The sequence below is a fragment of the Curtobacterium sp. 18060 genome (assembly GCF_902706105.1).
Classification (GTDB): domain Bacteria; phylum Actinomycetota; class Actinomycetes; order Actinomycetales; family Microbacteriaceae; genus Curtobacterium.
On sequence record NZ_CACSJV010000006.1, the window covers coordinates 48,414 to 73,744 of the forward strand.

Below are 25,331 nucleotides of genomic sequence, written 5' to 3' on the forward strand. Positions count from 1 at the left end.
TCGTGACTACGCGACCACGCGCAGGATCTCGTCGACGCTCGTGAGACCGAGCTTGACCTTCTCGAAGCCGTCCTGGCGGAGCGTCAGCATCCCCTGCGCCTGGGCGACGCGGCTGATCTCGGCGCTCGAGGCGCGCGAGACGGCGAGGCGTTCGATCTCCTCGGTGACGGTCATGACCTCGTGCAGGGCGATGCGGCCGCGGTACCCGGTGTTCGAGCAGACCGCGCAGCCGATGGGGGCGAAGAACGCCGGGACCTCGTCGCCGGGGCGCAGGAACCCGAGGGTACGGAGCTGTTCGGCCTCGTACACGGCGGGGGCCTTGCACCGGTCGCACAACCGTCGCGCCAGACGCTGGGCCACGACGGAGTCCAACGCGGAGCCGACCAGGAAGGGCTCGATGTCCATCTCGGTGAGTCGGGTCACGGCGGAGGGGGCGTCGTTCGTGTGCAGGGTGGACAGCACCAGGTGGCCGGTGAGAGATGCCTCGATGGCGATCTGGGCGGTCTCGTGGTCGCGGATCTCACCGAGCAGGACGACGTCGGGGTCGGAGCGCAGGATCGAGCGCAGCGCCGAGGCGAAGGTCAGCCCGGCCTTCGGGTTGACCTGCACCTGGTTGATGCCGGCCATCCGGTACTCGACCGGGTCCTCGACGGTGATGACGTTGATCTCGGGCTTCGCGACCGCGTTCAGGGTCGTGTACAGCGTCGTGGACTTGCCGGAGCCGGTGGGCCCGGTGACCAGGATCATGCCGTACGGCTTCGAGTACGACCGCTGGTACGCCTGGAAGTTCTGCTCGAGGAGGTTGAGGTCCTTGAGGGTCAGCGACGTGTTCGTGTTGTCGAGGATCCGCATGACGACCTTCTCGCCCCACACGGTGGGCAGCGTCGCCACGCGGAGGTCGATCTGGCGGCCACCGTGGCGGACCGACATGCGGCCGTCCTGCGGCTTGCGACGCTCGGCGATGTCGATGTCGCTCATGATCTTCAGGCGGCTGATGACGCCGTTCTGGATGTTCTTCGGCGCCGGGGCCATCTCGTGCAGCACACCGTCGATGCGGTAGCGGATCCGGACCTCGTGCTCACCGGGCTCGATGTGGATGTCCGAGGCGTGGTCCTGGATGGCCTGCGAGACGAGCAGGTTCACGAAGCGAACGATCGGGACGTCGTCGAGGGCACCGTCGGCCAGGTCCACCTGGGCCGAGGAGCTGACCGAGGCTTCTTCTTCGAGCGACGAGGTCAGGTCGTTGAGCTCGTCGTCGGCACGCAGGTAGCGGTCGAGCGCGGTGAGCAGGTCGCGCTCGTCGACCTGGAGCGGCTTGATCGGCCGGCCGGACGCAGCGCGGGCATCGTCGATCGCGAGCACGTTGGTCGGGTTGACCATCGCGAGGATGAGCAGCTCGCCCTCGAACCCGACACCGAGGACACCGTGGCGACGGCAGAGCGCAGCGGGGAGGATCGAGACCGCGGTGCCGTCGACCGGGTAGTCGGTCAACGGGACGGTGCGGGAGTTGTTCGACGCCGCGCGGGCGGTGATGAACTGCGCCTCGCTCACGACGCCCTGGTCGACCAGGCCGCGGATCGCGCGCTCGTCGAGGTCCTCGTCGCCCGTCATCGAGTCGAGGTGCTCGATCGGCAGGGCGCCGTTCAGGATGAGGATCTCGGACAGGGTCGCCATGAGTCCTGTGCCTCCTTGGACTCGCGCGCGGCGAGACGTGGTCGGGTTCCGCACCACCAGGGATGTGGCGCTCGACCACGCTACTTCTGCGACAGTCGTCGGCCGCAGTCCCAGAAGGAGGGGGCGGAGGGGGTCCGGATGCACCCAGAACTGGGGTCCAGGATCCCCGACGCGACGGTCAGAGCGACGCCGACGCGGTGACGTGGACCTCGCCGGCGACGAACCCGAGTCGCTCGTAGATGCGCCCGGCTCCGCTCGGGTTCTCGGCGTCGACGTGCAGCACCGCCGCGGACAGCCCGTCGGCGCGGATCGCTTGCAGCGTGGCGTCGAGGACGATCGGGGCGAGACCCGTCCCCCGTGCTGCACGCACGACGCCGACCCAGTGCACGTACCCGTACGAACGGCCCCGGGCAGCGAACCCGTCGGGCTCCACCTCGACGATCGTGAACGCCACGACCGAACCGTCGGCGTCGACGACGGCCCGCGACAGGTCCAGCCGGCTCTTGTCCGAGGTGAGGAACCCCCGCCAGTCCGACGCGACCATCGGCTGGGAACCCCAGTGGTCGCGGAAGGCGTCGTTCTTGGCCGTCCGGAGCGGTTCGATGTCGTCCGCCGTGACGGGCCGCAGGACGAGCCCGTCCCCCAGGACGGGCACTGCGTCGGTGTCCGGCGTGCGGTCGTCGAACACGACCTGCATGTCGAGCCACGTGCGCACCGGCGCGAAGTCGTGGTGCGCCGCCAGCCGCAGCGCCGAGGACCCCTGCCGTCCACCGACTTCGAGCGTCGCCGGCAGGTCGACGTCGAGCGTCGCCAGGCGCTGCCGGGCCCGGCCGACCTGCCATCCGAGCACCCGCCGTCCGATCCCCTGCCCGCGCAGGTCGGGGTGGACCGCCCCGTCGAGCACGGCACGCGCAGCGGTGACGCGGGAGGGGACGTCGATGACGATGCCGTAGGCCTGCACATGCCCTCCAGCATCGACCCCCACCACGGTGTCCCTGGTGACGTCCAGCCCCTCGGTGGACAACGACCGTTCGAGGTCAGCTGTGGAGGGACGAGCGTGCGGGTCATCGACCGCAGCCGACGCGACCGCGACGGCGTGCATCGCCCCGACGTCGTCGTGCGCGCCCGCGCGGAACGTCAGGCCGCCGATCGGCGTGGGGAACGAGAGGTGTGCCGGGGCCGTGATCCGTTCGCGCAGGGTCGCCATCCCTCCAGCCTGCCAGTTCCGCCGCGCGGCGAGGCACCGCGGAAAGCCCCTCGACGAGCAGGCCCGACCGGGACCATGATGAGTCATGGACATCACGAGCGTGACCGTGGGGCTGCCCGTCACCGACATCGAGGCGTCCTGCCTCTGGTACGGCGCCGTCTTCGAGCGCACCGAACCGGACCTCGAACCCGAGGACGGTGTCGCCGAGTACGAGGTCGGCGGGATCTGGATCCAGCTCTACGAGGACGACTCCGCCGAGGAGAACCCCGTGAGCGTCCGGTTCGGCGTCGACGACGTCGGAGCCCAGCACGCTCGCATCGGCTCGCTCGGCATCGACATCGGACCTGTCGAGTGCGTCGACGGCGCCGTGAACTGGTTCGACGTCCGCGACCCCGACGGCAACGTCCTCAGCCTGTTCTCGCTCGTGGACGAGACCGGTCGCGGTTCGGGACGCGACAGCGGCGCGGACCGCGCGCTCTAGACGCACCCGCTCGACGGCCGGGAGGCCCGTGGCGGCCTGGCACCGGGCCTCCTGTCCGTCACGTGGTGACGACACGACGAAGGCCCCGCCTCCTTGCGGAGACGGGGCCTTCGTGGGATCACATCAGACTCAGTTGTACGTGCCCGGCGTGAAGTCGTCCGACGAGAAGCTGTCGAAGTCGACGAAGCTCAGGTCGGCGTCCGAGAACGACGAGTCGTCCGCGAAGATGCGGTTGGGGTACCGCTCTGCCTTCGCTTCTTCCGTCGCGTTCACGTCCACGTCGCGGTACCGGCTGAGACCCGTCCCGGCGGGGATGAGCTTACCGATGATGACGTTCTCCTTGAGGCCGACGAGGTGGTCCTGCTTGCCCTCCATGGCCGCCTGCGTGAGCACGCGGGTGGTCTCCTGGAAGGAAGCGGCGGACAGCCACGACTCGGTCGCGAGGGACGCCTTCGTGATGCCCATGACCTCCTGGCGAGCCGAGGCGGTCTTGCGACCCTCCTGCAGCGCCGCGCGGTTCAGCATGTTGTAGCGCGACCGGTCGACGAGCTCACCCGGCAGCAGGTCGGTGTCGCCGTGGTCGACGACGGTGACCTTGCGGAGCATCTGACGGACGATGACCTCGATGTGCTTGTCGTGGATCGGCACACCCTGCGAGCCGTAGACGTCCTGCACACCGTTGACCAGGTGCTTCTGGACCTCTCGGACACCCTTGACCCGGAGGACTTCCTTCGGGTCGACGGTGCCGGCGATGAACTGCTCGCCGAGCTCGACGTGCTGGTTGTCCTCGATGAGGAGCGTCGCACGCTTGAGCACCGGGTAGATGAACGGCTCGTCACCGTTGTCCGGCGTGAGGATGATCCGACGACCCTTGTCCGTGTCCTCGACGACGACGCGGCCGGGGGCCTCGGCGATCGGGGACGCGCCCTTGGGCGTACGGGCCTCGAAGAGCTCCGTGACACGCGGCAGACCCTGGGTGATGTCATCGGCCGAGGCCGAACCACCCGTGTGGAAGGTACGCATCGTCAGCTGGGTACCGGGCTCACCGATGGACTGCGCGGCGATGATGCCGACTGCCTCACCGATGTCGACCAGGTTGCCGGTGGCGAGCGAACGGCCGTAGCACTTCGCGCAGACACCGACGGCCGACTCGCAGGTCAGGACCGAGCGCACCTTGATGCTCTCGACACCGGCTGCCAGCAGCTTCTCGAGGAGCACGTCACCGACGTCCTCACGAGCCTCGGCGACGACCGTGCCCTTGGCGTCCACGGCCTCGGTGGCCAGGGTGCGCGAGTACACGGTGTTCTCGACGCGCGGGTCACGGACCAGCTTGCCGTCCGCGTCCACGGTCGCGATCGGCAGCTCGAGGCCACGCGTCGTACCGCAGTCGTCCTCGCGGATGATGACGTCCTGCGAGACGTCCACGAGACGACGGGTGAGGTACCCGGAGTCCGCGGTACGGAGCGCGGTGTCGGCAAGACCCTTGCGAGCACCGTGGGTGGCGATGAAGTACTCCGCCACGGTCAGGCCCTCGCGGTACGAGTTGATGATCGGGCGGGCGATGATCTCGCCCTTCGGGTTGTTCACCAGACCACGCATACCCGCGATGTTGCGGACCTGCAGCCAGTTACCACGAGCACCCGACGACACCATGCGGTTGATCGTGTTGTCGACGGGGAAGTTGTCCCGCATCTCCTGCGCGATCTCGTTGGTGGCCTCGGTCCAGATCTTGATCAGGTCGGCGCGACGCTCGGAGTCGGTGATCAGACCCTTGTCGAACTCGCCCTGCACCTTGGCGGCCTGGATCTCGTAGCCCGCGATGATCTCCTTCTTGCGAGGAGGCGTCACGACGTCCGACAGGGCGACGGTCACACCGGAGCGCGTGCCCCAGTAGAAGCCGGCGTCCTTGATCCGGTCCAGCGCAGCGGCCGTCTCGGTCTTGGAGTACCGCTCGGCGAGGTCGTTGACGATCGCGGACAGCACACCCTTGTCGGTGACCTTCTGGACGAACGGGTAGTTCGCCGGGAGGGTCTCGTTGAAGAGCGCACGGCCCAGGGTCGTCTCGAGGAGGACGGTGTCGCCCTGCTCGTAGCCCTCGGGAGCTTCACCCTCGGCGAAGTGGACACCCGTCATGCGGATCTTCGCCATGGCGTTGAGGTGCAGCGTGTGCTGGTCGTTGGCCAGGATCGCCTCGGCGACCGACGAGAACGCACGGCCCTCACCGACGGCGCCCTCGCGGACGGTCGTCAGGTGGTGCAGACCGATGATCATGTCCTGTGCGGGCAGGGTCACCGGACGGCCGTCGGACGGCTTCAGGATGTTGTTCGAGGCGAGCATCAGGATGCGGGCCTCGGCCTGGGCCTCCACCGACAGCGGCAGGTGCACGGCCATCTGGTCACCGTCGAAGTCCGCGTTGAACGCAGCACACACGAGCGGGTGGAGCTGGATGGCCTTGCCCTCGACGAGCTGCGGTTCGAACGCCTGGATGCCCAGACGGTGCAGCGTCGGCGCACGGTTCAGCAGCACGGGGCGCTCGCGGATGATCTCCTCGAGCACGTCCCACACCTGCGGACGCGAACGCTCGACCATGCGCTTGGCCGACTTGATGTTCTGCGCGTGCGACAGGTCGATCAGGCGCTTGATCACGAACGGCTTGAAGAGCTCGAGCGCCATCTGCTTGGGCAGACCACACTGGTGCAGCTTCAGCTGCGGGCCGACGATGATGACCGAACGGCCCGAGTAGTCGACGCGCTTGCCGAGCAGATTCTGGCGGAAACGACCCTGCTTGCCCTTGAGCATGTCGCTCAGGGACTTCAGGGCGCGGTTGCCGGTACCCGTGACCGGACGTCCACGACGACCGTTGTCGAACAGCGCGTCAACGGCTTCCTGCAGCATGCGCTTCTCGTTGTTCACGATGATCTCGGGGGCACCGAGGTCGAGCAGGCGGCGGAGACGGTTGTTGCGGTTGATCACACGACGGTAGAGGTCGTTGAGGTCCGACGTGGCGAAACGGCCACCGTCGAGCTGCACCATCGGGCGCAGCTCCGGCGGGATGACCGGCACGACGCCGAGCACCATCGCTGCCGGCGAGTTGCCGGTGGCGAGGAAGGAGCTGACGACGCGCAGACGCTTGATCGCACGGATCTTCTTCTGGCCCTTGCCCTCGGCGATCTGCAGACGCAGCGCCTCGGCCTCGGCAGCCAGGTCGAACGCCTCGAGCCGGAGCTTGATCGCCTCGGCGCCCATGTAGGCGTCGAAGTAGATCCCGAACCGGTCCTGGAGCTCGTGGAAGACGGCGTCCTCGGGCTTGAGGTCGCCCACCTTGAGGTTGCGGAAGTCCTCCCACACACGCTCGAGACGGGTGATGTCCTCGTCGAACGACTTGCGGACCTGGGACATCTCCTTCTCGGCGGTGTCCTTGGTGCGCCGCTTGACGTCGGCCTTCGCTCCCTCTTCCTCAAGGGCTGCGAGGTCGTCCTCGAGCTTCTTGAGGCGGTCGGCGATGATCGAGTCGCGCTGGCCCTCGAGGGTCTTGATCTCGAGACGCATCTCGTTCTCGAGACCGGGCATGTCCGCGTGACGGCCCTCTTCATCGATGTCGATGATCATGTACGCCGCGAAGTAGATGACCTTCTCGAGGTCCTTCGGCGCCATGTCGAGGAGGTACCCGAGGCGCGACGGGACGCCCTTGAAGTACCAGATGTGCGTGACGGGGGCAGCGAGCTCGATGTGGCCCATGCGCTCACGACGGACCGAGGACTTGGTGACCTCGACGCCGCAGCGCTCGCAGACGATGCCCTTGAACCGGACACGCTTGTACTTGCCGCAGGCGCACTCCCAGTCGCGGGAAGGACCGAAGATCTGCTCGCCGAACAGACCGTCCTTCTCGGGCTTCAGGGTGCGGTAGTTGATGGTCTCCGGCTTCTTGACCTCGCCGTACGACCACTGACGGATGTCCTCGGCGGTCGCGAGGCCGATCCGAATGGCGTCAAAGGAAGTTGCTTCGAGCAATGTTCTTCTCTCTTGCTTGATTCAGGCTTCGATGTACGGGCGGGATCAGATGTCGTCGACGGACGACGACTCGAACCGCGAGGAGATGTTGATGCCCAGCTCCTCCGCAGCGCGGAAGACCTCGTCATCGTTGTCGCGCAGGCTGACCGCCTGGCCGTCGGCCGAGAGGACCTCGACGTTCAGGCAGAGCGACTGCATCTCCTTCATGAGGACCTTGAAGGACTCGGGGATGCCCGGTTCCTGGATGTTCTCGCCCTTGACGATCGCCTCGTAGACCTTCACGCGGCCGAGGATGTCGTCGGACTTGATCGTCAGGAGCTCCTGGAGGGCGTAAGCGGCGCCGTACGCCTCGAGCGCCCACACCTCCATCTCACCGAATCGCTGGCCACCGAACTGCGCCTTACCACCCAGCGGCTGCTGCGTGATCATCGAGTACGGACCCGTCGAACGAGCGTGGATCTTGTCGTCGACCAGGTGGTGCAACTTGAGGATGTACATGTAGCCGACCGAGACGGGCTCGGGGAACGGCTCGCCGGAGCGACCGTCGAAGAGCTGCGCCTTGCCGGACGAGCCGATCAGGCGCTCGCCGTCGCGGTTCGGGAGCGTCGAGTCGAGGAGGCCCTCGATCTCGCGCTCGTACGCACCGTCGAACACCGGAGTGGCGACCTTCGTGCCCGGAGCGGCGCTGTGCGCTGCCTCGGGGAGGGCCGATGCCCACTCCTGGATGCCCTCGACGTTCCAGCCCTGCTTGGCGAGCCAACCGAGGTGGATCTCGAGGACCTGGCCGAAGTTCATGCGGCCGGGGACGCCGAGCGGGTTCAGGACGATGTCGACCGGGGTGCCGTCGGCGAGGAAGGGCATGTCCTCGACCGGGAGGATGGTCGAGATGACGCCCTTGTTGCCGTGACGACCGGCGAGCTTGTCACCCGCGGTGATCTTGCGCTTCTGGGCGATGTAGACGACCACGCGCTGGTTGACACCAGAGCCGAGTTCGTCGTCGCCGTCCTGCGAGTCGAACACCTTGACGCCGATGATCGTGCCCTCTTCACCGTGGGGCACCTTCAGCGAGGTGTCGCGCACTTCGCGCGACTTCTCGTTGAAGATGGCGCGGAGGAGGCGCTCTTCAGCGGAGAGCTCGGTCTCGCCCTTCGGCGTGACCTTGCCGACCAGGATGTCGCCGGGGCGGACCTCGGCACCGATGCGGATGATGCCGCGCTCGTCGAGGTCGGCCAGCAGGTCCGGGCTGACGTTGGGGAGGTCACGGGTGATCTCCTCCTTGCCGAGCTTCGTGTCGCGGGCGTCGACCTCGTACTCCTCGATGTGGATCGAGGAGAGCGTGTCGTCCTTGATGAGGTTCTGCGACAGGATCATCGCGTCCTCGTAGTTGTAGCCCTCCCACGGCATGAACGCGACGAGGAGGTTCTTGCCGAGCGCGAGCTCGCCGTTCTCCGTCGCGGGACCGTCGGCGATGACCTCGCCCTGCTCCACACGCTCGCCGGCCGAGACGACCACGCGGTGGTTGTAGCTCGTGCCCTGGTTGGAGCGGTCGAACTTGCGCAGGTAGAAGGTCTGCGTGCCACCCTCGTCGAGCTGCAGGGTCACGGCGTCTGCCGAGACCTCGGAGACGACACCGGCCTTGTCGGCGGTGACGACGTCACCGGCGTCGATCGCGGTGTAGCCCTCCATGCCGGTACCGACGAGCGGCGACTCGGAACGGAGCAGCGGGACGGCCTGACGCTGCATGTTCGCACCCATGAGGGCGCGGTTCGCGTCGTCGTGCTCGAGGAACGGGATGAGCGAGGTCGCGACCGACACCATCTGGCGCGGCGAGACGTCCATGTAGTCGACTTCGCCCTTGGCGACGAGTTCGACCTCGCCACCCTTCTTGCGGACGAGGACCTTGTCGTCGGCGAAGTGGAACGAGTCGGTCAGCGGCGCGTTGGCCTGCGCGACGACGAACTCGTCCTCTTCCGATGCGGTCAGGTAGTCGATGGTCTTCGTGACCTCGCCGTTGACGACGCGACGGTACGGGGTCTCGATGAAGCCGAACGAGTTGATCCGACCGAACGACGCGAGCGAACCGATCAGGCCGATGTTCGGGCCTTCCGGGGTCTCGATCGGGCACATGCGGCCGTAGTGCGACGGGTGGACGTCACGGACCTCGACGCCGGCACGCTCACGGGACAGACCACCCGGGCCGAGGGCCGAGAGACGACGCTTGTGCGTCAGGCCTGCGAGCGGGTTGTTCTGGTCCATGAACTGCGACAGCTGGGACGTTCCGAAGAACTCCTTGATCGCGGCGACGACCGGACGCACGTTGATGAGCGTCTGGGGCGTGATCGCCTCGATGTCCTGCGTGGTCATGCGCTCGCGGACGACACGCTCCATGCGGGACAGACCCGTGCGGACCTGGTTCTGGATGAGCTCGCCGACGGCGCGGATGCGACGGTTGCCGAAGTGGTCGATGTCGTCCACGTCGAGGCGCAGCTGCACCGGCTCGCCGTCACGCACGCCGTTCAGCGTGGTCTTCTCGGCGTGCAGGGACACGAGGTACTTGATCGTCGCGACGATGTCCTTGACGGTCAGCACCGAGTCGGACAGCGGGGCGTCGATCCCGAGCTTGCGGTTGACCTTGTAGCGGCCCACCTTCGCCAGGTCGTAGCGCTTCGAGTTGAAGTAGAAGTTGTCGAGCAGCGCACGCGCGGCCTCGGCGGCGACCTGCTCGCCCGGGCGCAGCTTGCGGTAGATGTCCTTGAGCGCCTCTTCCTTCGTGAGGATGGCGTCCTTCTCGAGGGTCGACTCGATCGAGGCGAAGCCCTGGAACTCCTCCATGATCTCCTCGCTGGTCAGACCCAGCGCCTTGAGGAAGACCGTGACGGACTGCTTGCGCTTGCGGTCGATGCGCACGCCCACCTGGTCGCGCTTGTCGATCTCGAACTCGAGCCACGCACCACGCGAGGGGATGACGCGAGCGGAGTAGATGTCCTTGTCGGACGTCTTCTCCTGCTGGCGCTCGAAGTACACGCCGGGCGAACGGACGAGCTGCGACACGACGACGCGCTCGGTGCCGTTGATGATGAACGTGCCGCGTTCGGTCATGAGCGGGAAGTCGCCCATGAAGACCGTCTGCGTCTTGATCTCACCCGTCATGTGGTTCATGAACTCGGCGTTGACGTACAGCGGAGCGGCGTAGGTCTTGCCGCGCTCCTTGCAGTCGTCGATCGAGTACTTGGGGTCCTCGAGCTCGGGCGCCGTGAACGAGAGCTGCATGGTCTCGCCGAGGTCCTCGATCGGGGAGATCTCCTCGAAGATCTCCTCCAACCCGGAGTGCAGGGCGAGGTCGGTGCGACCCTGCTCCTGTCCCTCTGCGAGACGGGCCTTCCAGACGTCGTTGCCGACGAGCCAGTCGAAGCTCTCCGTCTGGAGTGCGAGCAGATCAGGAACCGTGAGGGTGTCCGTGATCTTGGCGAACGAGAGTCGCGAGTGGTTGCGACCGTTCTTGGGGTTGGTGGATGCGTTGGGCGCAGCAGCCAAGGGTGTGACCTCCGTAGGCCCCGTCGGGCCGATACTGACGAGCAGCATGTAGGTGAGTAGATGATCGCTCGGCGATCCCCGCGAGTTCTTGCCCTGCGACCACGCCGACGCGTGCCTGACGCGGAACGTCGGTGCACGTGTGGGATGATCTCCGTGAGCGGGACCCGCCGCCATATACGGGTCCGGCTGCACCAGGGCGAGTTGAGCTTGTCCAACTCAGAACTCTGCGTCGACCGCAATATGACGACACGGATGCCAGGGAGCGCGAACTGCCATCATAGTTCGCGCCGTGTCGTGCTGTCCAGTCCTGGCTTGACCAGATTCGGCAGTGGCGTGTATAAGCCGCTGCACGCCCGCGGAATTCCCGGCCCGCGTCCGGTCCGCGACGGGTCGCGCCCGGCCCGCGACGGCCCGCAACGGGCCTGCGCACCCGGCCCGCGCAGTGGACCCGGCCGTGCGCTCAGCCGAGGCGCTCGCGCTCGACGTGCGCCGCACCTCCCGGCTGGACCTGCAGTCCGGCCAGCGCACGGAAGGCGTCCTCGGGTCGACGGGTGCGCACGAAGGTGACGCGACCACGGTCGTCGGTGATCTCGATCCCGAGTCCGGGGGTGAGGATCAGAGCGCGCACACCGCGACCGATCCGCAGGCCGACGCCGCCGTAGGTGCGGGCGTCCGCCTCGACGAGTCGGACGTCGGCGATGCGCCGACGTGCGATGCGCCGTGGCGGCAGCGGCCGGAAGTGCAACGTGACGTGCGTGTCGGTGACAGCGAACCCGGCTCGTGCGAGCAGCAGCAGCACGCCCGCCACGACGGCGACCAGCGCCGGAACGATGAGCGCGGTCTCCGGTGCGTCGCCGGGCCAGGCGGTTACCGCCGCGGTCAGGCCGAGCCCGCCGAGGAGCAGGACCGCGCCGACGACACGCATCCAGGTGGGCGCCGTCTCGTGGTCGGCGTGGGCCGGACGGGAGGCTCGAGGCACCCGCGTCGTCCGGCTCGCGGTCGTGCGCATGGTGGCGCGGGTCGTCGGTGCGGCCAGGCGTGCGGTGGGCACGCTCATCGTGTCAGCGGTCATGTCGGGTCTCCTGCGGCTCGGCGGAGTGTTGCATCCCGTATTTTACATGACGGGTGCGATGTGATCACGGCCAGCGCGCGCGGGTGACCGGAAGGGGCACGCGGACGCATGCCGACGACGCGCACGCTCGAGCGGTGGGGCCGCTCGACGGCACGTCGTGGTCACGTCGGGAGGGCGGACGCGCGAGGTGTGGGGCACTGCACGCATCGACGCGGTTCCGCGTGACGACCGGATGAACAGTACGGAACGAGTCTTGGCGTCCGCTGGCCGTCCATGTGTACGCATTCACGTACCGGCCAGGACCGGTCACCGCAGGACGCGCGCGACCGCCTCGGCGCGGGTGGCGACCCCGAGCTTCGCGAACACCTGGTTCACGTACGACTTCACCGTCGGCACCGTCAGGAACAGCTCCGCCGCGATCTGCGGGTTCGTCCGGCCGGCCGCGATGTGCTCGAGCACGTCGGCCTCGCGCGGGGTGAGGTCCGGGAACCGGTCACGCAGCGCCGGCACAGCGGGTGCGGATGCCGTCGCCCCGCCGCCGGCGAGCTGCGCCACCAGCCGCGCCCCCACCGTGGCGTCGAACGTCGACTGCCCCGACGCGACCGCCCGGATCGCCGTCGCGATCTCGGTCCGTCCGGCGTCCTTCGTCAGGTACCCGCGCGCACCGGCCCGGAGCGCGGTCACGATCGACTCGTCGTCCGCGTAGGTCGTCAGCACGAGCACCGCCACCTGCGGGTGGTCGGCCACGATGCGCGCGGTCGCCGTCGGCCCGTCGGTACCGGGCATGCGGAGGTCCATCAGCACGACGTCGGGAGCGTCACGGTCCACCGCTGCGATCGCCTCGGCGCCGTCGGCGGCCTCACCCGTCACCTGCAGGTCCGGTACGAGCGACAGCACCGTCACCAGGCCGTCGCGGACGATCGCCTGGTCGTCGACGACGAGGACACGGATGGTCACGAGGCGTCCACCTCGTGCTCGGCCACCCGGTCCACCGGCAGGTGCAGCGCGACGACGAACTCGTCGTCGGACCGCTCCGCTTCGACCGTCGCGCCGCTACCGAGCTCCTCGACGCGCTCGCGCATCCCGAGCAGGCCCTGGCCGCCGCCGGTGAGCGGGTTGGCCACGACGACGTCCACGGCGTCGCCGTCACGGTTGACGGACAGCGACACGGGGCGGCTGGGGGCGTGCCGGCGGGCGTTGCTGAGGGCCTCGCGGACGACCTGGACGACGGCGGCGCGGTGCGCCTCGTCGAGTGCGGCCAGGGTCACGTCGCCCTGCACCACGATGGTGCCGCCGAACGAGCGGTGGGCGGCGACCAGGGCGGTCAGGTCGGTGCGGTCCGGCACGTGGTCGGTGCGGTCGGTGCGGTCGGTGTGGTCGGCGCGGTCCGGCACGTGGTCGGTGGACGGCCGGGAGGCGCGGCTCGCGTCCGGCACGTCGGCTCCGGTGGTCCGCGTGGCCTGGTCCGGGGCCGTGGTCCGGTCCGGTGTGGTGGCGCGGTCCGCGGTCGTGGTCGGGTCGGGGGCGGCCCGGTCCGGGGCGGCGGCCCGGTCCGGGGTCGCGGCCCGGTCCGGGGTGGCATCGGGCTCGGCGTCCGCGTCGTCGCGGAGGGCGTGCACGGCTCGGCGGGCCTCGGCGAGGCCGTCCGCCGCCAGGGTCCTGGCTTCGCCGGCACGCTTCGTCGCGTCGTCGACCCGGCCGGCCTCGAGCAGGGCCTCGACCGCGTCGAGCTGCAGCACGAGTCCGCCCAGCGAGTGCGCGAGGACGTCGTGGATGTCCCGCGAGGCCCGGGACCGGTCGGCGAGGAGCTGCGCCCGCTGCTGGTCCCGCTCGGCCTGCCGCGCACGTTGCGCCGCGACCCGGAACTGCCGGCGGCTGAACCCGATGAGCACGCCGAGCAGCAGCCCGCCGCTCGTGCCGAGGACGAACTGGACCGAGGCGTGCTCGATCGTCGCGCAGACGGCGATGACCACCATCGCCCCCACCGCCGCCACCGCCGCGAGCCAGACCGGCACCCGAAGGTTCGCGCCGAGCAGGACGATCCCGACGATCACGGGGACGATCATGAGCGAGTCGGTCGCCACCACGGTCAGGGAACCGGCGACGATCATCACCACGCCCGCGACGACGAGCAGCTGCGGCGTCCGGCCGAACTCGCGGAGCGCCCACGCGGCGAGCGCCACCGCGCCGAGCACCCACACCCACGCGGGCGGCTGCAGCTCGAGTCCGTTCTTCACGAACCAGAACCCGACGATCGCGATGCCGAGGGCGTTGAGTCCCCAGGCGGTTGCCGAACGGGACCGACCCCCGGGGAGGTCGGTCGGGTCCTGTCCGCTCAGCAGGGTCACCGGACCATCATGCCGCGGGTGGTGCGGCCACTGGCGGTCCGGTCGCCGCGGTCTCCGCGGTCTCCGCGCGGGATGCGCTGGTCGATGACGACGGCGCGGGCGGCGCGGTTCAGGGCGAGCACGAGCAGGATCGCGCCGGTCGAGGTGAGCAGGTGCGCACCGAGGTGGCCGCCGAGCACATCGAGGCCGACGCGCACGGCGATGAGCACGATCCAGAGCGACGCACCGAGCCACCCCGTGCGGGACTGGATCGTCCGACCCTTGCTGTCCGGGGTGGCGACCGTGCGGAACCGGGTGATGGTGCCCATCGTCAGGCCCACGCCGATCGTGATCAGGGCCTCGATGCCGAGGAACACGACGTCGGTCGTGGTGATCGTCGCCCCCGACTGCGCCAGGACCACCACACCGACGATCGCCATGATCATCGGCGTGCGCCAGATGCGCGCCGGGTCGAGGTACTGCCAGGTGGCCTGGCGGTACCCGAGGAAGCCGACGAGGGCGACGCCGATCAGGACGTTGACGAGGAGTTGGACCGACATGGTGTGCCTTTCGAGGTGACCCGGCGGGACGTCCCCGACCGATGGATCCAGCCTCGTTCCGGTGCGTTCGCGGGCACACCAACCAGGGGTGGGGGCCCGGGTGGTGATCGCGGTGCCGGTCGGGTGGTGTTCGATTGACCGCATGGCTGATGCGTTCGACGGGTTCCGGATCGGTGCGGGCTACTCGGTGGTCGAGCCGGACCGGCACCGCCCCGGGTCGTTCACACTCGTGGTGGACGGCACGCCGCAGTCGCACGTCGACCTCGAGGACCCGACCCACCTGGCGTTCGAGTACATCCGACGGATCGGGCACGCCATCGACCTGCTGCCGTCCGGTCCGGTCACGGCGCTGCACCTCGGCGCCGGTGCCCTGACGCTCCCCCGGTACGTCGCAGTGACCCGGCCGGGCTCCCGCCAGCAGGTCATCGAGCTCGAGCGCGACCTGGTGGACCACGTCCGCGAGGTCCTGCCGTTCCCCCGCGGAGCGTCGATCCGGGTGCGGTACGGCGACGCGCGCGAGGTGCTCGGCAAGCTCCCCTCCGGGCTGCGCGGCACGGTGGACCTGGCGGTGGTGGACGTCTTCGGCGGCTCGCAGATCCCGGCGCACGTGACGAGCATCGAGTTCTACCGCGAGGTCGCCGCGTTCCTGTCGCCGACCGGCATCGTCGCCGTGAACGTGGCCGACGGTGCGGGTCTCGCGTTCGCACGGGGGCAGGCGTCGACGCTGCAGGCCGTGCTGCCGTCGGTGGCAGCGGTGGCGGACACCGGCATGCTCAAGGGGCGACGGTTCGGGAACATCGTGCTGCTCGGTTCGCCGACCGACCTGCCGATCGCCGAGATGCCGCGGCGGTACTCGTCGGACCCGATGCCGGCGAAGGTCGTGCACGGGGCCGAGCTGCGGGCGTTCATCGCCGGGGCGCCGATCGTCACCGACGCGACGGCCGTGGCGTCACCGGAGCCGAACCGGAGCGTGTTCGGCGCCTGACCCCGCGGTGACGACGGGGCGGCGCGCGAGGCCGTTCCCGGGCACTCGGCGGGTGCGGCTGTCAGGATGGTCTGAACGACCGCGCAGGTGCGCGACCGAGCGATGGGATCCCCTGATGACGAACGACGACCGGAGCAACCAGGACCGGACGGGCGACGGCCAGGCGCCGAGCTGGGGCGAAGCCCCGCAGCAGCAGCCCGCCGCCGATGCACCGCGGTACGGCGAGCGGAGCGACCCGACGCCGCAGTACGGGCAGTCCGCCCCGCAGTACGGCGAGCAGCAGAACCAGTACGGGCAGCAGCAGCAGCAGTACGGGCAGCAGCAGGACCAGTACGGCCAGCAGCAGTACGGCCAGCAGCCGTACGCCGCGGCGCCCGCGAGCTCCGGTTCGCCCGCGTGGCAGAGCTACGAGGAGCCGAAGGCCAAGAAGAAGACCGTCGGCGTGATCGCGTTCGTGGTCGGCCTCGCCGCCCTGGTCGTGGGAGCCATCGGCGGGTACCTGTTCGGGCAGTCGTTCGGCGCTTCCGACGCCTTCCGCGACTCGATGCAGAACAGCGGAGCGACGCCGAGCGACGCGCAGATCACCGAGCTGATGACCTCGTCGAACGTCATCACCGGGTCCCTCATGTTCTACCTGGGCACGGCCCTCGGCCTGTGGGCGATCGTGCAGGGCATCATCGCTGCCGTCACCAAGCGTGGCCGCGGTTGGGGCGTCTTCGCCATCGTCCTCGCCGTCGTCGCGCTCATCGTGTTCGTCGTGGCGGTCGGCGTCGCTGCGGTCGCGGCGAGCGGGATGTCCTGATCCGCCGAGCCGGTCCGGAACGGCCCGTCGTGCTCCGGCACGGCGGGCCGTTCTCCGTCCACCGGCGCGAAGCCTGAGCGCGTCGCACCGGCCGCTCCCGGCAGAGCGCGGCTACCCTCGAACCGATGTCCCTCCCGCCCGACGACCGTCAGCAGCCCGACCCGTCCGACCCGTCCCGTGAACCGCGCCACGCGGCTCCCGTGACGGCCGGGGTCAGCCCGGGCAGCACCTTCGCGCCCATCAGCCTGCGACCGGCGGTCGACGTCGACGCCGTGCACCAGCGTCTGCGCGACCTCGGTCAGAGCCGCAGCACCGAGGCGCTCGCGGAACGCGCCGAACTCCTCCGCCTGCTCGGCCGCCTCGACGAGTCACTCGTCGTCGCGGAGGAGGTCTTCCGCCTCGCGATGTTCACGGGCGAGCGCCAGGACAAGGTCGCCGCCCGGATCCGGCGCGCGCACATCCTGCACGACCTGGGTCGCCACGAGCGTGCCGCGACCGAGGCCGCTCTGGCCCGCGACACCGCCGCGACCGAGGAGTGGCCGGAGCTCGAGGGTGCCGCCGCCGAGATCGAGGGGTGGTCGCTGTTCGAGAACGACCGCTTCGAAGAGGCCCGCGCCGCACTGTCCCGCGCCTACCAGGCGTTCCGCCAGGCCGGTGCCCCGTCCGAGCGCACCGACGCCCTGCGCACCGCGGTCGAGGCGGCGATGCGTGCCTCGATCACGCACCCCGCCGAACCCGCTGACAAGCCGCGGACGGCCCGCGAGGTCGCCGCCCGCCGTGCCGAGGACGACGAACCGACCATGCGCGTCGCCGAGCCGGTCAAGCAGGTCCCGCCGATCCGCCGCCGGGTGCTCGGGGCGCCGGACGCCGCGCGCACCGAGGCCGACGACATCTGGGGACGGATCGCCGCGCGGGCAGCCAAGAAGGGCCAGGCCGACCCCCGCGCCGACCAGTGACCGCACTCGAGACGGTCCGTTCCCGAGCCGAGGCACTCATCACCGAACACCTCGGCGCGGGCTCGTGGGCCTTCGGGTTCGACCACGCGAAGACCCGCGCAGGACAGTGCGACTTCGCCCGGAAGCGCATCACCGTCAGCCGGCACCTGGCGACACGGTTCTCGGACGACGACGTCGAGCAGGTCCTGCTGCACGAGGTCGCGCACGCCCTCGCCGGAGCACGTGCGGGCCACGGCCCGAAGTGGAAGCGGACCGCGTCCGCCATCGGGTACACGGGTTCGCGGCTGCACGACGGCCCGATCGCCAGCGAGCTCGCACCGTGGATCGGGACCTGCCCCGCCGGACACGAGCACTTCCGCTACCGGACGCCCACCCGCCAGCTCGCCTGTGCCCGGTGCTCCCGCCGGTTCGATCCCCGCAACGCCATCGTCTGGCGGCGCCGGAGCGAGGCTGACACCCCGTCGACAGTGGCCTCGACTACCGCATGAGTCCGTCCGCGCGCGGAGGCGCGCCGGTAACCCGTTAGCCTGGACGGATGCACACGGGGCAGCACATCCGCACGGACGCCGGATCCACCTGGTTCTTCGACGCCGGTCGGATCGCCCTGGACTTCGCGCACACCGGTGGGTTCGCCGACGACCCGGACGGCCGACGCCCTCGATCGCAGCTCGGTGAGCTGCTCGCGAGCCCGGCGGACCTGGACGAGTGGCTCAGCGACCACACCGAACCGATCGACGTCGGGGCGAGCGCGCGCGAGCTGCAGGACGCACGCGCGCTCCGCGCGGCGATCGCCCGACTCGCCGTCGCCGCGGCCCCCGGCCCGGCGACCACCGCGGCCGAGCGCACCGCCGTCGCGGCGGGCCTTCGTGCCGGGACCGGCCGCACGCGCCCCGCGCCCGACGACATCGACACCGTCAACCTGTTCGCCGCCCTGCCGGACGTGCCCCCGAGCCTCCCGGGTGGCCGACGCCGTGCCGGAGCGAACCGTGTCCGCTTGGCCCAGGCACTGTCCAGCGTCGCGCGCGACGCCGTCGCGCTGTTCACCGAGGTCGGCTTCGACGACGTCGAGGCCGACGGCCGACCGACGCGTCTGAGCCGCTGCTCGGCCGACGACTGCACGCTGGTCTTCTACGACTCCTCGCGGGGCGGGACGCGTCGCTGGTGCTCGATGCAGCGGTGCGGGAACCGCGCCAAGGTCCGTGCGCACCGCGCTCGGCGCGCGGCGGTCTGAACCACCCTCCAGCCAGCCGACAAGGCACCGCGAAGAAAAAGATTCGGTGCGCCGAATTCTCTGGCATGCTGGGTCCCGTGACCGACACCGCCGCAGCCAGGACCACCGAGGAACCCACGGGTACCCCGAGGCGCCGCGCCGCCGGCCTCACCCTGCTCGGCCCGGCGTTCGTCGCGGCCATCGCCTACGTCGACCCCGGCAACGTGGCGGCCAACCTCACCGCCGGGGCGAAGTACGGCTACCTGCTCCTCTGGGTCCTGGTCGCCGCGAACGCGAGCGCGGTCGTCGTGCAGTACCTGTCCGCCAAGCTCGGCGTCGTCACGGGCAAGTCCCTGCCGGAGCACCTCGGCCTGCGGATGCGTCGCACCCCGAGGCTGCTGTTCTGGGGGCAGGCCGAGATCGTCGCGGCCGCGACCGACATCGCCGAGGTGATCGGCGGCGCACTCGCCCTGCACCTGCTCTTCGGCCTGCCGCTCGTCGCCGGTGGGCTCATCACGGGCGTGGTCTCGATGCTCCTGCTGACCCTGCACAGCCGCCGCGGGACCCGCACCTTCGAAGCCGTCGTCACGGCGATGCTCGCGATCCTGACCGTCGGCTTCTGCGCCGGACTGCTCTTCGCGCAGGTCTCCCCCGCCGAGCTCGTCAGCGGCCTCGTGCCGCGGTTCGAGGGCTCCGAGTCGGTGATGCTCGCGGCGTCGATGCTCGGCGCGACGGTCATGCCGCACGCGGTCTACCTGCACTCGGCGCTCGCCCGCGACCGGCACGGCGACGTGCCCGCCGGCCCCGAGCGCCGTCGCGTGCTCGTCGCGACCCGGTGGGACGTCGGCCTCGCGCTGGTGGTCGCCGGCGGCGTGAACATCTGCATGCTCGTCCTGGCCGCGGCGACCCTGCCCGGCGTCGCCGGCACCGACTCGATCCCCGGTGCCCAGCGGGCGATCGCCGACCACGTCGGGCCCGTCGTCGGGGTGCTGTTCGCGGTGGGGCTGCTGGCGTCGGGGCTGGCCTCGACCTCGGTCGGCTGCATGGCCGGCGCCGAGATCATGAAGGGGCTGCTGCACGTCCGGATCCCGCTCGTGGCACGGCGCGTGATCACCCTGGTGCCGGCGATCGTGCTGCTCGCGATCGGTGCCGACGCGACGATGCTGCTGGTGGTGAGCCAGGTGGTGCTGAGCTTCGGGATCGCCTTCGCGATCGTCCCGTTGGTCGTCTACACGTCGCGCCGCAGCATCATGGGCACGGACGTGAACGCCGCGACCACCCGCGTGGTGGCGTGGGTGATCGCGGCGGTCATCGTGGCGCTCAACGTCGCGCTGATCGTGCTCACGGTGACGCAGTGAGCGCCGGGACGCTGGTCGTCACTCGACGACCGTGACGTCCTTCCAGAACGCGACGTAGCCCGAGTAGTCCTTGCCGACGCGGTCGAACGACGACGGGATCGGCGTCGGGTAGGACCACGCGCGGTCCTGCAGCGCCTGTCCGTCCACGTTCACCGTGAAGTACTGGGTGTCGCCCTTCCACGGGCAGTGGTACTGGGTGGGGCTCTCGGTGAACAGCTCGGACTTCACGCTCGACGGCGGGAAGTACCAGTTGCCCTCGATCTTGATGAGGTCCTCTTCCGGGGCCTCCGCGATCACCGTGTCGCCGACGACTGCCTTCATGCGTTGCTCCTTCGCTCGCTGGTGCCGGACGGCCTGGACGGCGCTCCGGTCCCTGTCCGCCCGAACGCTACGCCCGGCCCCGCGATTCCCGCAGGACGACCAGTTCCGGTCCGACGGCGAGCGCCGCGTGCACCGGCTCGCGACCGAGGACGGCCGCGCTCTCGGAGGCCGTGACCAGGTGCTTCACCGCGCGCCGGAGCCCGGTGTACGCCGCGCAGGCCGCGGCGGCCTCCGGTGAGGTGTGGTCGATCCCGACCGCGGCGAGCGCGTCGACGACGGCGCCGGCGGCGAGCAGGTCCTCGACGGCGAAGTCGGGTGCGTCGGGCACGTCGACGGTCTCGCCCGCGGCCTCGGCCGCGTCGTCCAGCGCTCCGGGATGGTGCAGCCCGGCGGCGACGACCGCGACGACGCACCGGTCGCCACGATCGGCCTGGAGGCCCGTCACCCGTTCCGCGATCGCACTCGCGTTGCCGAGGTGGCCGAGCACGACCTCCGGACCGTCCGGCAGCTGGGCGGTCGCGTTCCGCAACGCGCGGCGCTGCGCCGCCGCGTCCGGCGAGCTCGGCAGGACGTCCACCCAGACGACGAGGTGTGCGCCGTGGGCGATGCGTGCCGCACCACCGGTGCCCCACGCGAACCGGACCTGGTACTGCTCCTGGGTGCGTTCTGCCACGTCCGTCACGATAGCCGTCCGGGCGATGCTGTCCCTCTCCACAGGGTGGCCGTCCCGACAGGCTCCACCATGGTCGACGACCGTAGGATGCACTTCCATGGAGATCGCCCCCGCGCCCACCCTGACCGGCGACCGTGTGACGCTCGAGCCCCTCGCGCAGGAGCACGCGGAAGACCTGCGGGCAGCGGTGACGGACGGCGATCTGTGGCGCACCTGGTACACCTCGGTCCCCGCGCCGGCCCAGGTCGAGGACGAGATCGACCGGCGCCTCGCCGAGCACGAGGCCGGCCGCATGGTGCCCTTCGCGGTGCGTGACCGTCCGACCGGCCGTGTGGTGGGCTCGACGACCTTCATGAACATCGACGCGGGCAACCGGCACGTCGAGATCGGCAGCACGTTCCTGGCGAAGTCGGCGCAGCGGTCGGGCATCAACACCGAGGCGAAGCTGCTGATGCTGTCCCACGCGTTCGAGGCCTGGCAGTGCATCGCGGTGGAGTTCCGCACGCACTGGCACAACCACCAGTCCCGCGCCGCGATCGCCGGTCTGGGCGCGAAGCAGGACGGCGTGCTGCGGAACCACTCGATCGGTCGCGACGGCACGCTCCGCGACACCGTGGTGTTCTCGATCATCGCCTCGGAGTGGCCGGCGGTCCGGCTGTCCCTGGCCGAGCGGCTCCGGCGGCACGACCGCGCGGAGGGGTCGCGCCGCCGGTCCGCCCGGCACGCCTGACCGTCAGAGCGTGTGACGGACCGTCCGGTCGCCGAGCGGCTGGACCGGACGTGCGTTCTCGACGTGCGCTGCCTCGAGGTCGGCGAGCTGGTCGGCGCCGAGCTCGATCGGGTCCTCGAGCACGATCCACCGCACACCCTCGGTGCACGGCGGCGTGGTGAGCGAGCCCTCGTAGGTCGCGAAGGAGCGCGATGCGGGCAGCATCGCCTCGACGTCCACCGTGCTCTCCGGGCCGGCACCCGCCGTCGCCCCGGCGAGGTAGCTCTCGTAGGCGGGGTTGTGCGCGCCCCGCTCGGCGAGGACCCCGACGACGGTCAGGGCCCCGCGGTCGTCGGCGTGCACGAAGTGGAACTCCGCGTCGGCCGGGTCACCGTCGACGGTGTGCTCCGACCCCGCGTGGAAGTGCATCTGCACCAGGTCGAGGTCCGCGCCGGCGATGGTCGTCGAGGCACCGTCGCCGGCGGTGAACTGCACGGTGTGCCCGTTGTCCGCCGTCAGACCCCGGACGGCGCCCGTGCCCACGAGGTCGAGGTCGGCGCCGCCGCGGGCGGCCGGGAGGTCGATCGGGGACTGCTGGTCGCCGGTGCCGCACGTGCCGTACTCGTCGGTGAGACCACCCCAGTGCTGCGGGGCACCCGCTCCCTCGTACGACCACGACGTGCCGGCGTCGTGCGCGTCGGCCTCGGGAGGCGTTCCGGCCGCGCAGCCGGCGAGGACGAGGAGGACGGCGGGAGCGGCGAGCAGGGGGAGGCGGGGGTGAGTGGATCGCATGCTGTAGACACTCACATACTCGTATTTCACATTTGCCGAGAGCGGCCGTCGCCCGCGAGCGTAGGGTCCTGGGCATGCACGTCGGTATCCGGATCGTCCTCGATGCGCCGGTCGACGCCGTGCGCGATGCCCTGCTGTCCCCGTCCGTGATGGTCGCGGTGACGAAGCCGTTCCTGGTGTACCGCTCGCGCAGCCCCGAGGGGTTCCCCGAGCGGTGGGAACCGGGGCACCCGCACCCGATCACCGCGAGTGCGTTCGGCCTCGTGCCGAGCGGCGACACGCACGTCGACCTCGACCTGTACGAGATCGACGGCGTCCCCGTGCAGCGTGACAACGGCGGCGGCACGAGCGGGCTGTTCGGCCGCATGACGATGCGCCACCGGATGGCGGTCGTGCCGGCTCACGGCGACCGGACGCTGCTCATCGACCGCCTGACCTACCGGATGCGGCCGTGGCCCCTCGGCGCACTGCTGTGGCCGGGGATGTGGGTCATCTGGCAGTGGCGGGCGTACCGGATGCGTGCGCTCGCGCCCACCTGGCGGACGGATGCTGCCTGACCGAGGCGAGTCGGGCCTCCCGTCCACCGCGGAGCGGGCGTAGCCTCGACCACGTGAGCCAGACGCGCCCCCAGGAGCCGACGACCGACGACCGTGTGCGCAGCACGCTGGCGACCGTGGACTGGCGGCGCATGACGTTCGACCTGTACCGCCGCGTCCGCGCGACGCCCGATCCCCAGACGGCGCACGCGCTGTGGCGGGAGACCCGCGACGCGATGTTCGCGGAACACCCCGCGTCGCCGCTCCTGGACGAGGACGCCCGCGACTTCGAGTCGCTGCCCGTGCCGGACTACGACCCCGCCTGGCGGTTCCAGGTGCGCATCGAACCCGCCGAGCCCGCCGAGTTCGACTACGAGACCGGCACCGACGGCACCGTGCACTTCGACCGCCTCGGCGTCGTGACGGTCCCGGGCGTCGGCACGCTCGACGTCTGGTCGCACGGCGGCTACGCGGGCGGGCTGTTCGTCCCCGTGAAGGACTCCAGCGCCGGCAAGGCCCGTGGCACGTACGGCGGCGGACGCTACCTGCTCGACACGATCAAGGGCTCGGACCTGGGCGGCGACGACGCCGACTCGCTCGTGCTGGACTTCAACTTCGCGTACAACCCGTCGTGCGCGTACGACCCGGCGTGGGCGTGCCCGCTCGCGCCTCCCGGCAACACCGTGCCGGTGCCGATCCCGGTCGGCGAGCAGTACGACTTCTAGGGTGGAACGCATGGCAGGACTGGTCGCACTCGACGCCGGCGGACGCGTGCCGCCCTTCGAGCAGGTCCGCTCACAGATCGCGGCGCAGATCGGCGCGGGGTACCTCGTCGACGGCGAACGGCTGCCGAGCGTGCGGGGGCTGGCCGACGAGCTCGGGCTGGCGGCCGGCACGGTCGCGAAGGCCTACCAGCTGCTCGAGGAGGCCGGGCTCGTGCACACCGCGCGTGGTGCCGGTACTCGGGTGGTGCGGCCGGCCGAGGTGCCGGACGCCGTGGCCGACGCCGCACGTGCGCTCGCAGCCGCTGCCCGCGCGGCGGGTCTGTCGGCCGACCAGGCGGCCACCGCGCTCAAGGACGCCTGGCCCGCGTAGCGCCGGGCTTCGAGGCGTACCTGGTGCTTCCGGGCGTACCTGGTCGGAAGTTCCGGCCCGGTACGCCCGATTCGACTTTCCATCGCGGGCGTTCTGGGAAGGAACCCGCGCTCAGCAGTGCTCGAAGACGTAGGCGTCGTCGGTCGGCGTGACCAGGTCGCGGTCGCGCAGGATCGTCATCGCCGGGCGGCTCTTCAGCTTGCAGACCGACCCCCAGGAGCGCTCGAGGGTGTCCGCGTACTCGATGTCGATGACCCGCTTGCCGTAGGCCTTCGTGTACGCCGAGCACTCCCGGTACTGCACGCACTCCTCGGCGACGACGAAGTCGAACCCGGTCTGCTTCCGGCCGGAGGCCCCGAGCTGCGGCGTGTTCTTCTGCCCGACGGCCAGGCCGTGGCGGTGCCCGGTGTCGACGAGTGACTTCGCCAGCGCGAGGTTGCCGGCGCGCGTGAGCCGCTTCCCGCTCCGGGTCCACGAGTCGAGGTTGTCGAACTCGACCGCGTCGAACCCGCGGTCGCCGCAGCGGGCGATGGACTTCGCGAGCACCTTCGTGATGAGCGCGCGCTTCGCCGCCGTCCGGGTGTCGAGGAGCATCTCGTCCGGCCAACCCGGGTCGGACACCGGCTTGCCGGCCCGGTCGCGCAGGATCGCCGACGGGTACGACCCCGTCCACGTGCGGGCGGACTCGGGCTGCGTCTGGAACCCGTTGACGTAGCAGATGTCGTACTTGCCCTTCGCGGGCTTGGCGGTGCTGTCCCGCTCGACGATCGTCACACCGGACGGCTGCGTGTAGGAGCCGCCGAGCTGGTAGTCCGGGCGCCCGGAGGTCGGCAGGTTGCGGTAGCTCGCCGCAGCGCTGGTCGGAGCAGCCTCGGCGCAGCCGGCCGTGCCGAGGACGGCCACCAGGGCCATCGCGGTGGTGATCAGGACGGTTCGCGTACGCACCCGGGAATCCTCGCATGCGCACGGCGAACGGACCGGTCCTGGGTTCTGCGGGGTGCACACGCTATGCTGGTGGTACTCGAGAC

Annotated in this window: 23 protein-coding genes; 11 read left to right on the top strand and 12 right to left on the bottom strand. The window is 70.3% G+C overall.

Annotated elements, in window-relative coordinates; all coding sequences use genetic code 11:
• Window positions 1-6: 6 nt before the first annotated feature.
• Both GVL05_RS04985 and GVL05_RS04990 read right to left on the bottom strand, forming a co-directional pair.
• Entirely contained in the window at window positions 7-1,674 is a 1,668-nt protein-coding gene (locus GVL05_RS04985; RefSeq protein WP_111083486.1) for a GspE/PulE family protein, read from the bottom strand.
• A gap of 178 nt (window positions 1,675-1,852) precedes the next feature.
• The gene (locus tag GVL05_RS04990) at window positions 1,853-2,881 is read right to left on the bottom strand and encodes a GNAT family N-acetyltransferase (RefSeq protein ID WP_159571820.1); all 1,029 of its coding nucleotides are present in this window, start codon (window positions 2,879-2,881) and stop codon (window positions 1,853-1,855) included.
• Between the two features lie 85 nt (window positions 2,882-2,966).
• On the opposite strand from GVL05_RS04990, the gene GVL05_RS04995 reads away from it, so the two are divergent.
• On the top strand, window positions 2,967-3,362 hold the full coding sequence (locus GVL05_RS04995) for a VOC family protein (RefSeq protein ID WP_159571823.1): 396 nt from the start codon (window positions 2,967-2,969) through the stop codon (window positions 3,360-3,362).
• A gap of 129 nt (window positions 3,363-3,491) precedes the next feature.
• On the opposite strand, the gene rpoC is transcribed toward GVL05_RS04995, so the two are convergent.
• The 6 genes from rpoC to GVL05_RS05025 form a co-directional block, all read right to left on the bottom strand.
• Window positions 3,492-7,373: a DNA-directed RNA polymerase subunit beta' gene (rpoC, locus tag GVL05_RS05000; RefSeq protein ID WP_111083489.1), complete on the bottom strand. Its 3,882-nt coding sequence runs from the start codon at window positions 7,371-7,373 to the stop codon at window positions 3,492-3,494.
• Between the two features lie 45 nt (window positions 7,374-7,418).
• A complete protein-coding gene (gene rpoB / locus GVL05_RS05005) occupies window positions 7,419-10,907 on the bottom strand; it encodes a DNA-directed RNA polymerase subunit beta (RefSeq protein ID WP_111083490.1) in 3,489 nt (1,162 codons plus the stop codon).
• A gap of 460 nt (window positions 10,908-11,367) precedes the next feature.
• Window positions 11,368-11,979 carry a hypothetical protein gene (locus GVL05_RS05010; RefSeq protein WP_159571826.1) on the bottom strand — a complete coding sequence of 204 codons (612 nt, stop codon included), beginning with the start codon at window positions 11,977-11,979 and terminating at the stop codon, window positions 11,368-11,370.
• Between the two features lie 306 nt (window positions 11,980-12,285).
• Window positions 12,286-12,936, bottom strand: coding sequence for a response regulator transcription factor (locus tag GVL05_RS05015; protein WP_123339455.1), 651 nt, complete (start codon window positions 12,934-12,936; stop codon window positions 12,286-12,288).
• Entirely contained in the window at window positions 12,933-14,327 is a 1,395-nt protein-coding gene (locus GVL05_RS05020; protein WP_159571829.1) for a sensor histidine kinase, read from the bottom strand. The genes GVL05_RS05015 and GVL05_RS05020 overlap by 4 nt, the downstream gene beginning before the upstream one ends.
• Window positions 14,324-14,866, bottom strand: coding sequence for a hypothetical protein (locus GVL05_RS05025; RefSeq protein WP_123293102.1), 543 nt, complete (start codon window positions 14,864-14,866; stop codon window positions 14,324-14,326). Before GVL05_RS05025 ends, GVL05_RS05020 begins: the two co-directional genes overlap by 4 nt.
• A 142-nt stretch (window positions 14,867-15,008) precedes the next feature.
• Here GVL05_RS05025 and GVL05_RS05030 point away from each other — a divergent pair, with 142 nt between their 5' ends.
• The 6 genes from GVL05_RS05030 to GVL05_RS05055 all read left to right on the top strand — a co-directional run bounded on the left by GVL05_RS05030 (window position 15,009) and on the right by GVL05_RS05055 (window position 20,177).
• Complete coding sequence (locus GVL05_RS05030) at window positions 15,009-15,851, top strand: spermidine synthase (RefSeq protein WP_123339452.1); 843 nt, start codon at window positions 15,009-15,011, stop codon at window positions 15,849-15,851.
• A 115-nt stretch (window positions 15,852-15,966) separates the two neighbouring features.
• Window positions 15,967-16,653, top strand: a complete 687-nt coding sequence (locus GVL05_RS05035; RefSeq protein ID WP_159571832.1) for a hypothetical protein — start codon at window positions 15,967-15,969, stop codon at window positions 16,651-16,653.
• A 125-nt stretch (window positions 16,654-16,778) separates the two neighbouring features.
• Window positions 16,779-17,609: a hypothetical protein gene (locus GVL05_RS05040; RefSeq protein ID WP_111083497.1), complete on the top strand. Its 831-nt coding sequence runs from the start codon at window positions 16,779-16,781 to the stop codon at window positions 17,607-17,609.
• The gene (locus GVL05_RS05045) at window positions 17,606-18,097 is read left to right on the top strand and encodes a SprT-like domain-containing protein (RefSeq protein WP_131877685.1); all 492 of its coding nucleotides are present in this window, start codon (window positions 17,606-17,608) and stop codon (window positions 18,095-18,097) included. Before GVL05_RS05040 ends, GVL05_RS05045 begins: the two co-directional genes overlap by 4 nt.
• 47 nt (window positions 18,098-18,144) lie before the next feature.
• Window positions 18,145-18,840: a CGNR zinc finger domain-containing protein gene (locus GVL05_RS05050; RefSeq protein ID WP_134194365.1), complete on the top strand. Its 696-nt coding sequence runs from the start codon at window positions 18,145-18,147 to the stop codon at window positions 18,838-18,840.
• 77 nt (window positions 18,841-18,917) lie between these two features.
• Window positions 18,918-20,177 (top strand): Nramp family divalent metal transporter, encoded by a 1,260-nt coding sequence (locus tag GVL05_RS05055; RefSeq protein ID WP_123293097.1) that lies wholly within the window; start codon window positions 18,918-18,920, stop codon window positions 20,175-20,177.
• A gap of 18 nt (window positions 20,178-20,195) precedes the next feature.
• On the opposite strand, the gene GVL05_RS05060 is transcribed toward GVL05_RS05055, so the two are convergent.
• Window positions 20,196-20,498 (bottom strand): DUF427 domain-containing protein, encoded by a 303-nt coding sequence (locus tag GVL05_RS05060; protein WP_111083501.1) that lies wholly within the window; start codon window positions 20,496-20,498, stop codon window positions 20,196-20,198.
• Between the two features lie 67 nt (window positions 20,499-20,565).
• On the bottom strand, window positions 20,566-21,171 hold the full coding sequence (locus GVL05_RS05065; RefSeq protein ID WP_216834250.1) for a hypothetical protein: 606 nt from the start codon (window positions 21,169-21,171) through the stop codon (window positions 20,566-20,568).
• A gap of 97 nt (window positions 21,172-21,268) precedes the next feature.
• Between GVL05_RS05065 and GVL05_RS05070 the strand changes: the two genes are divergently transcribed.
• Window positions 21,269-21,901, top strand: coding sequence for a GNAT family N-acetyltransferase (locus tag GVL05_RS05070; RefSeq protein WP_123339447.1), 633 nt, complete (start codon window positions 21,269-21,271; stop codon window positions 21,899-21,901).
• Between the two features lie 3 nt (window positions 21,902-21,904).
• Here the strand turns inward: GVL05_RS05070 and GVL05_RS05075 are convergent, their stop codons facing one another.
• Complete coding sequence (locus GVL05_RS05075) at window positions 21,905-22,672, bottom strand: carbonic anhydrase (protein ID WP_159571838.1); 768 nt, start codon at window positions 22,670-22,672, stop codon at window positions 21,905-21,907.
• Window positions 22,673-22,746: 74 nt separating this feature from the next.
• Here GVL05_RS05075 and GVL05_RS05080 point away from each other — a divergent pair, with 74 nt between their 5' ends.
• From GVL05_RS05080 to GVL05_RS05090, 3 genes are all read left to right on the top strand, one after another.
• Window positions 22,747-23,229 (top strand): hypothetical protein, encoded by a 483-nt coding sequence (locus GVL05_RS05080; RefSeq protein WP_159571841.1) that lies wholly within the window; start codon window positions 22,747-22,749, stop codon window positions 23,227-23,229.
• A 131-nt stretch (window positions 23,230-23,360) separates the two neighbouring features.
• A complete protein-coding gene (locus tag GVL05_RS05085; protein ID WP_123293403.1) occupies window positions 23,361-23,933 on the top strand; it encodes a DUF1684 domain-containing protein in 573 nt (190 codons plus the stop codon).
• A gap of 10 nt (window positions 23,934-23,943) precedes the next feature.
• Complete coding sequence (locus GVL05_RS05090; RefSeq protein ID WP_165901018.1) at window positions 23,944-24,303, top strand: GntR family transcriptional regulator; 360 nt, start codon at window positions 23,944-23,946, stop codon at window positions 24,301-24,303.
• A gap of 111 nt (window positions 24,304-24,414) precedes the next feature.
• On the opposite strand, the gene GVL05_RS05095 is transcribed toward GVL05_RS05090, so the two are convergent.
• Complete coding sequence (locus GVL05_RS05095; protein WP_159571844.1) at window positions 24,415-25,248, bottom strand: endo alpha-1,4 polygalactosaminidase; 834 nt, start codon at window positions 25,246-25,248, stop codon at window positions 24,415-24,417.
• Window positions 25,249-25,331: the final 83 nt, after the last annotated feature.

What these genes read in the sequence shown, in the direction of transcription:
- GVL05_RS04985 (WP_111083486.1), bottom strand. Translation starts at nt 1,674, where the DNA reads ATGGCGACCCTGTCCGAGATCCTCATCCTGAACGGCGCCCTGCCGATC.
- GVL05_RS04990 (WP_159571820.1), bottom strand. Translation starts at nt 2,881, where the DNA reads ATGGCGACCCTGCGCGAACGGATCACGGCCCCGGCACACCTCTCGTTC.
- GVL05_RS04995 (WP_159571823.1), top strand. Translation starts at nt 2,967, where the DNA reads ATGGACATCACGAGCGTGACCGTGGGGCTGCCCGTCACCGACATCGAG.
- GVL05_RS05010 (WP_159571826.1), bottom strand. Translation starts at nt 11,979, where the DNA reads ATGACCGCTGACACGATGAGCGTGCCCACCGCACGCCTGGCCGCACCG.
- GVL05_RS05025 (WP_123293102.1), bottom strand. Translation starts at nt 14,866, where the DNA reads ATGTCGGTCCAACTCCTCGTCAACGTCCTGATCGGCGTCGCCCTCGTC.
- GVL05_RS05030 (WP_123339452.1), top strand. Translation starts at nt 15,009, where the DNA reads ATGGCTGATGCGTTCGACGGGTTCCGGATCGGTGCGGGCTACTCGGTG.
- GVL05_RS05035 (WP_159571832.1), top strand. Translation starts at nt 15,967, where the DNA reads ATGACGAACGACGACCGGAGCAACCAGGACCGGACGGGCGACGGCCAG.
- GVL05_RS05040 (WP_111083497.1), top strand. Translation starts at nt 16,779, where the DNA reads ATGTCCCTCCCGCCCGACGACCGTCAGCAGCCCGACCCGTCCGACCCG.
- GVL05_RS05050 (WP_134194365.1), top strand. Translation starts at nt 18,145, where the DNA reads ATGCACACGGGGCAGCACATCCGCACGGACGCCGGATCCACCTGGTTC.
- GVL05_RS05060 (WP_111083501.1), bottom strand. Translation starts at nt 20,498, where the DNA reads ATGAAGGCAGTCGTCGGCGACACGGTGATCGCGGAGGCCCCGGAAGAG.
- GVL05_RS05070 (WP_123339447.1), top strand. Translation starts at nt 21,269, where the DNA reads ATGGAGATCGCCCCCGCGCCCACCCTGACCGGCGACCGTGTGACGCTC.
- GVL05_RS05075 (WP_159571838.1), bottom strand. Translation starts at nt 22,672, where the DNA reads ATGCGATCCACTCACCCCCGCCTCCCCCTGCTCGCCGCTCCCGCCGTC.
- GVL05_RS05080 (WP_159571841.1), top strand. Translation starts at nt 22,747, where the DNA reads ATGCACGTCGGTATCCGGATCGTCCTCGATGCGCCGGTCGACGCCGTG.
- GVL05_RS05085 (WP_123293403.1), top strand. Translation starts at nt 23,361, where the DNA reads ATGACGTTCGACCTGTACCGCCGCGTCCGCGCGACGCCCGATCCCCAG.
- GVL05_RS05090 (WP_165901018.1), top strand. Translation starts at nt 23,944, where the DNA reads ATGGCAGGACTGGTCGCACTCGACGCCGGCGGACGCGTGCCGCCCTTC.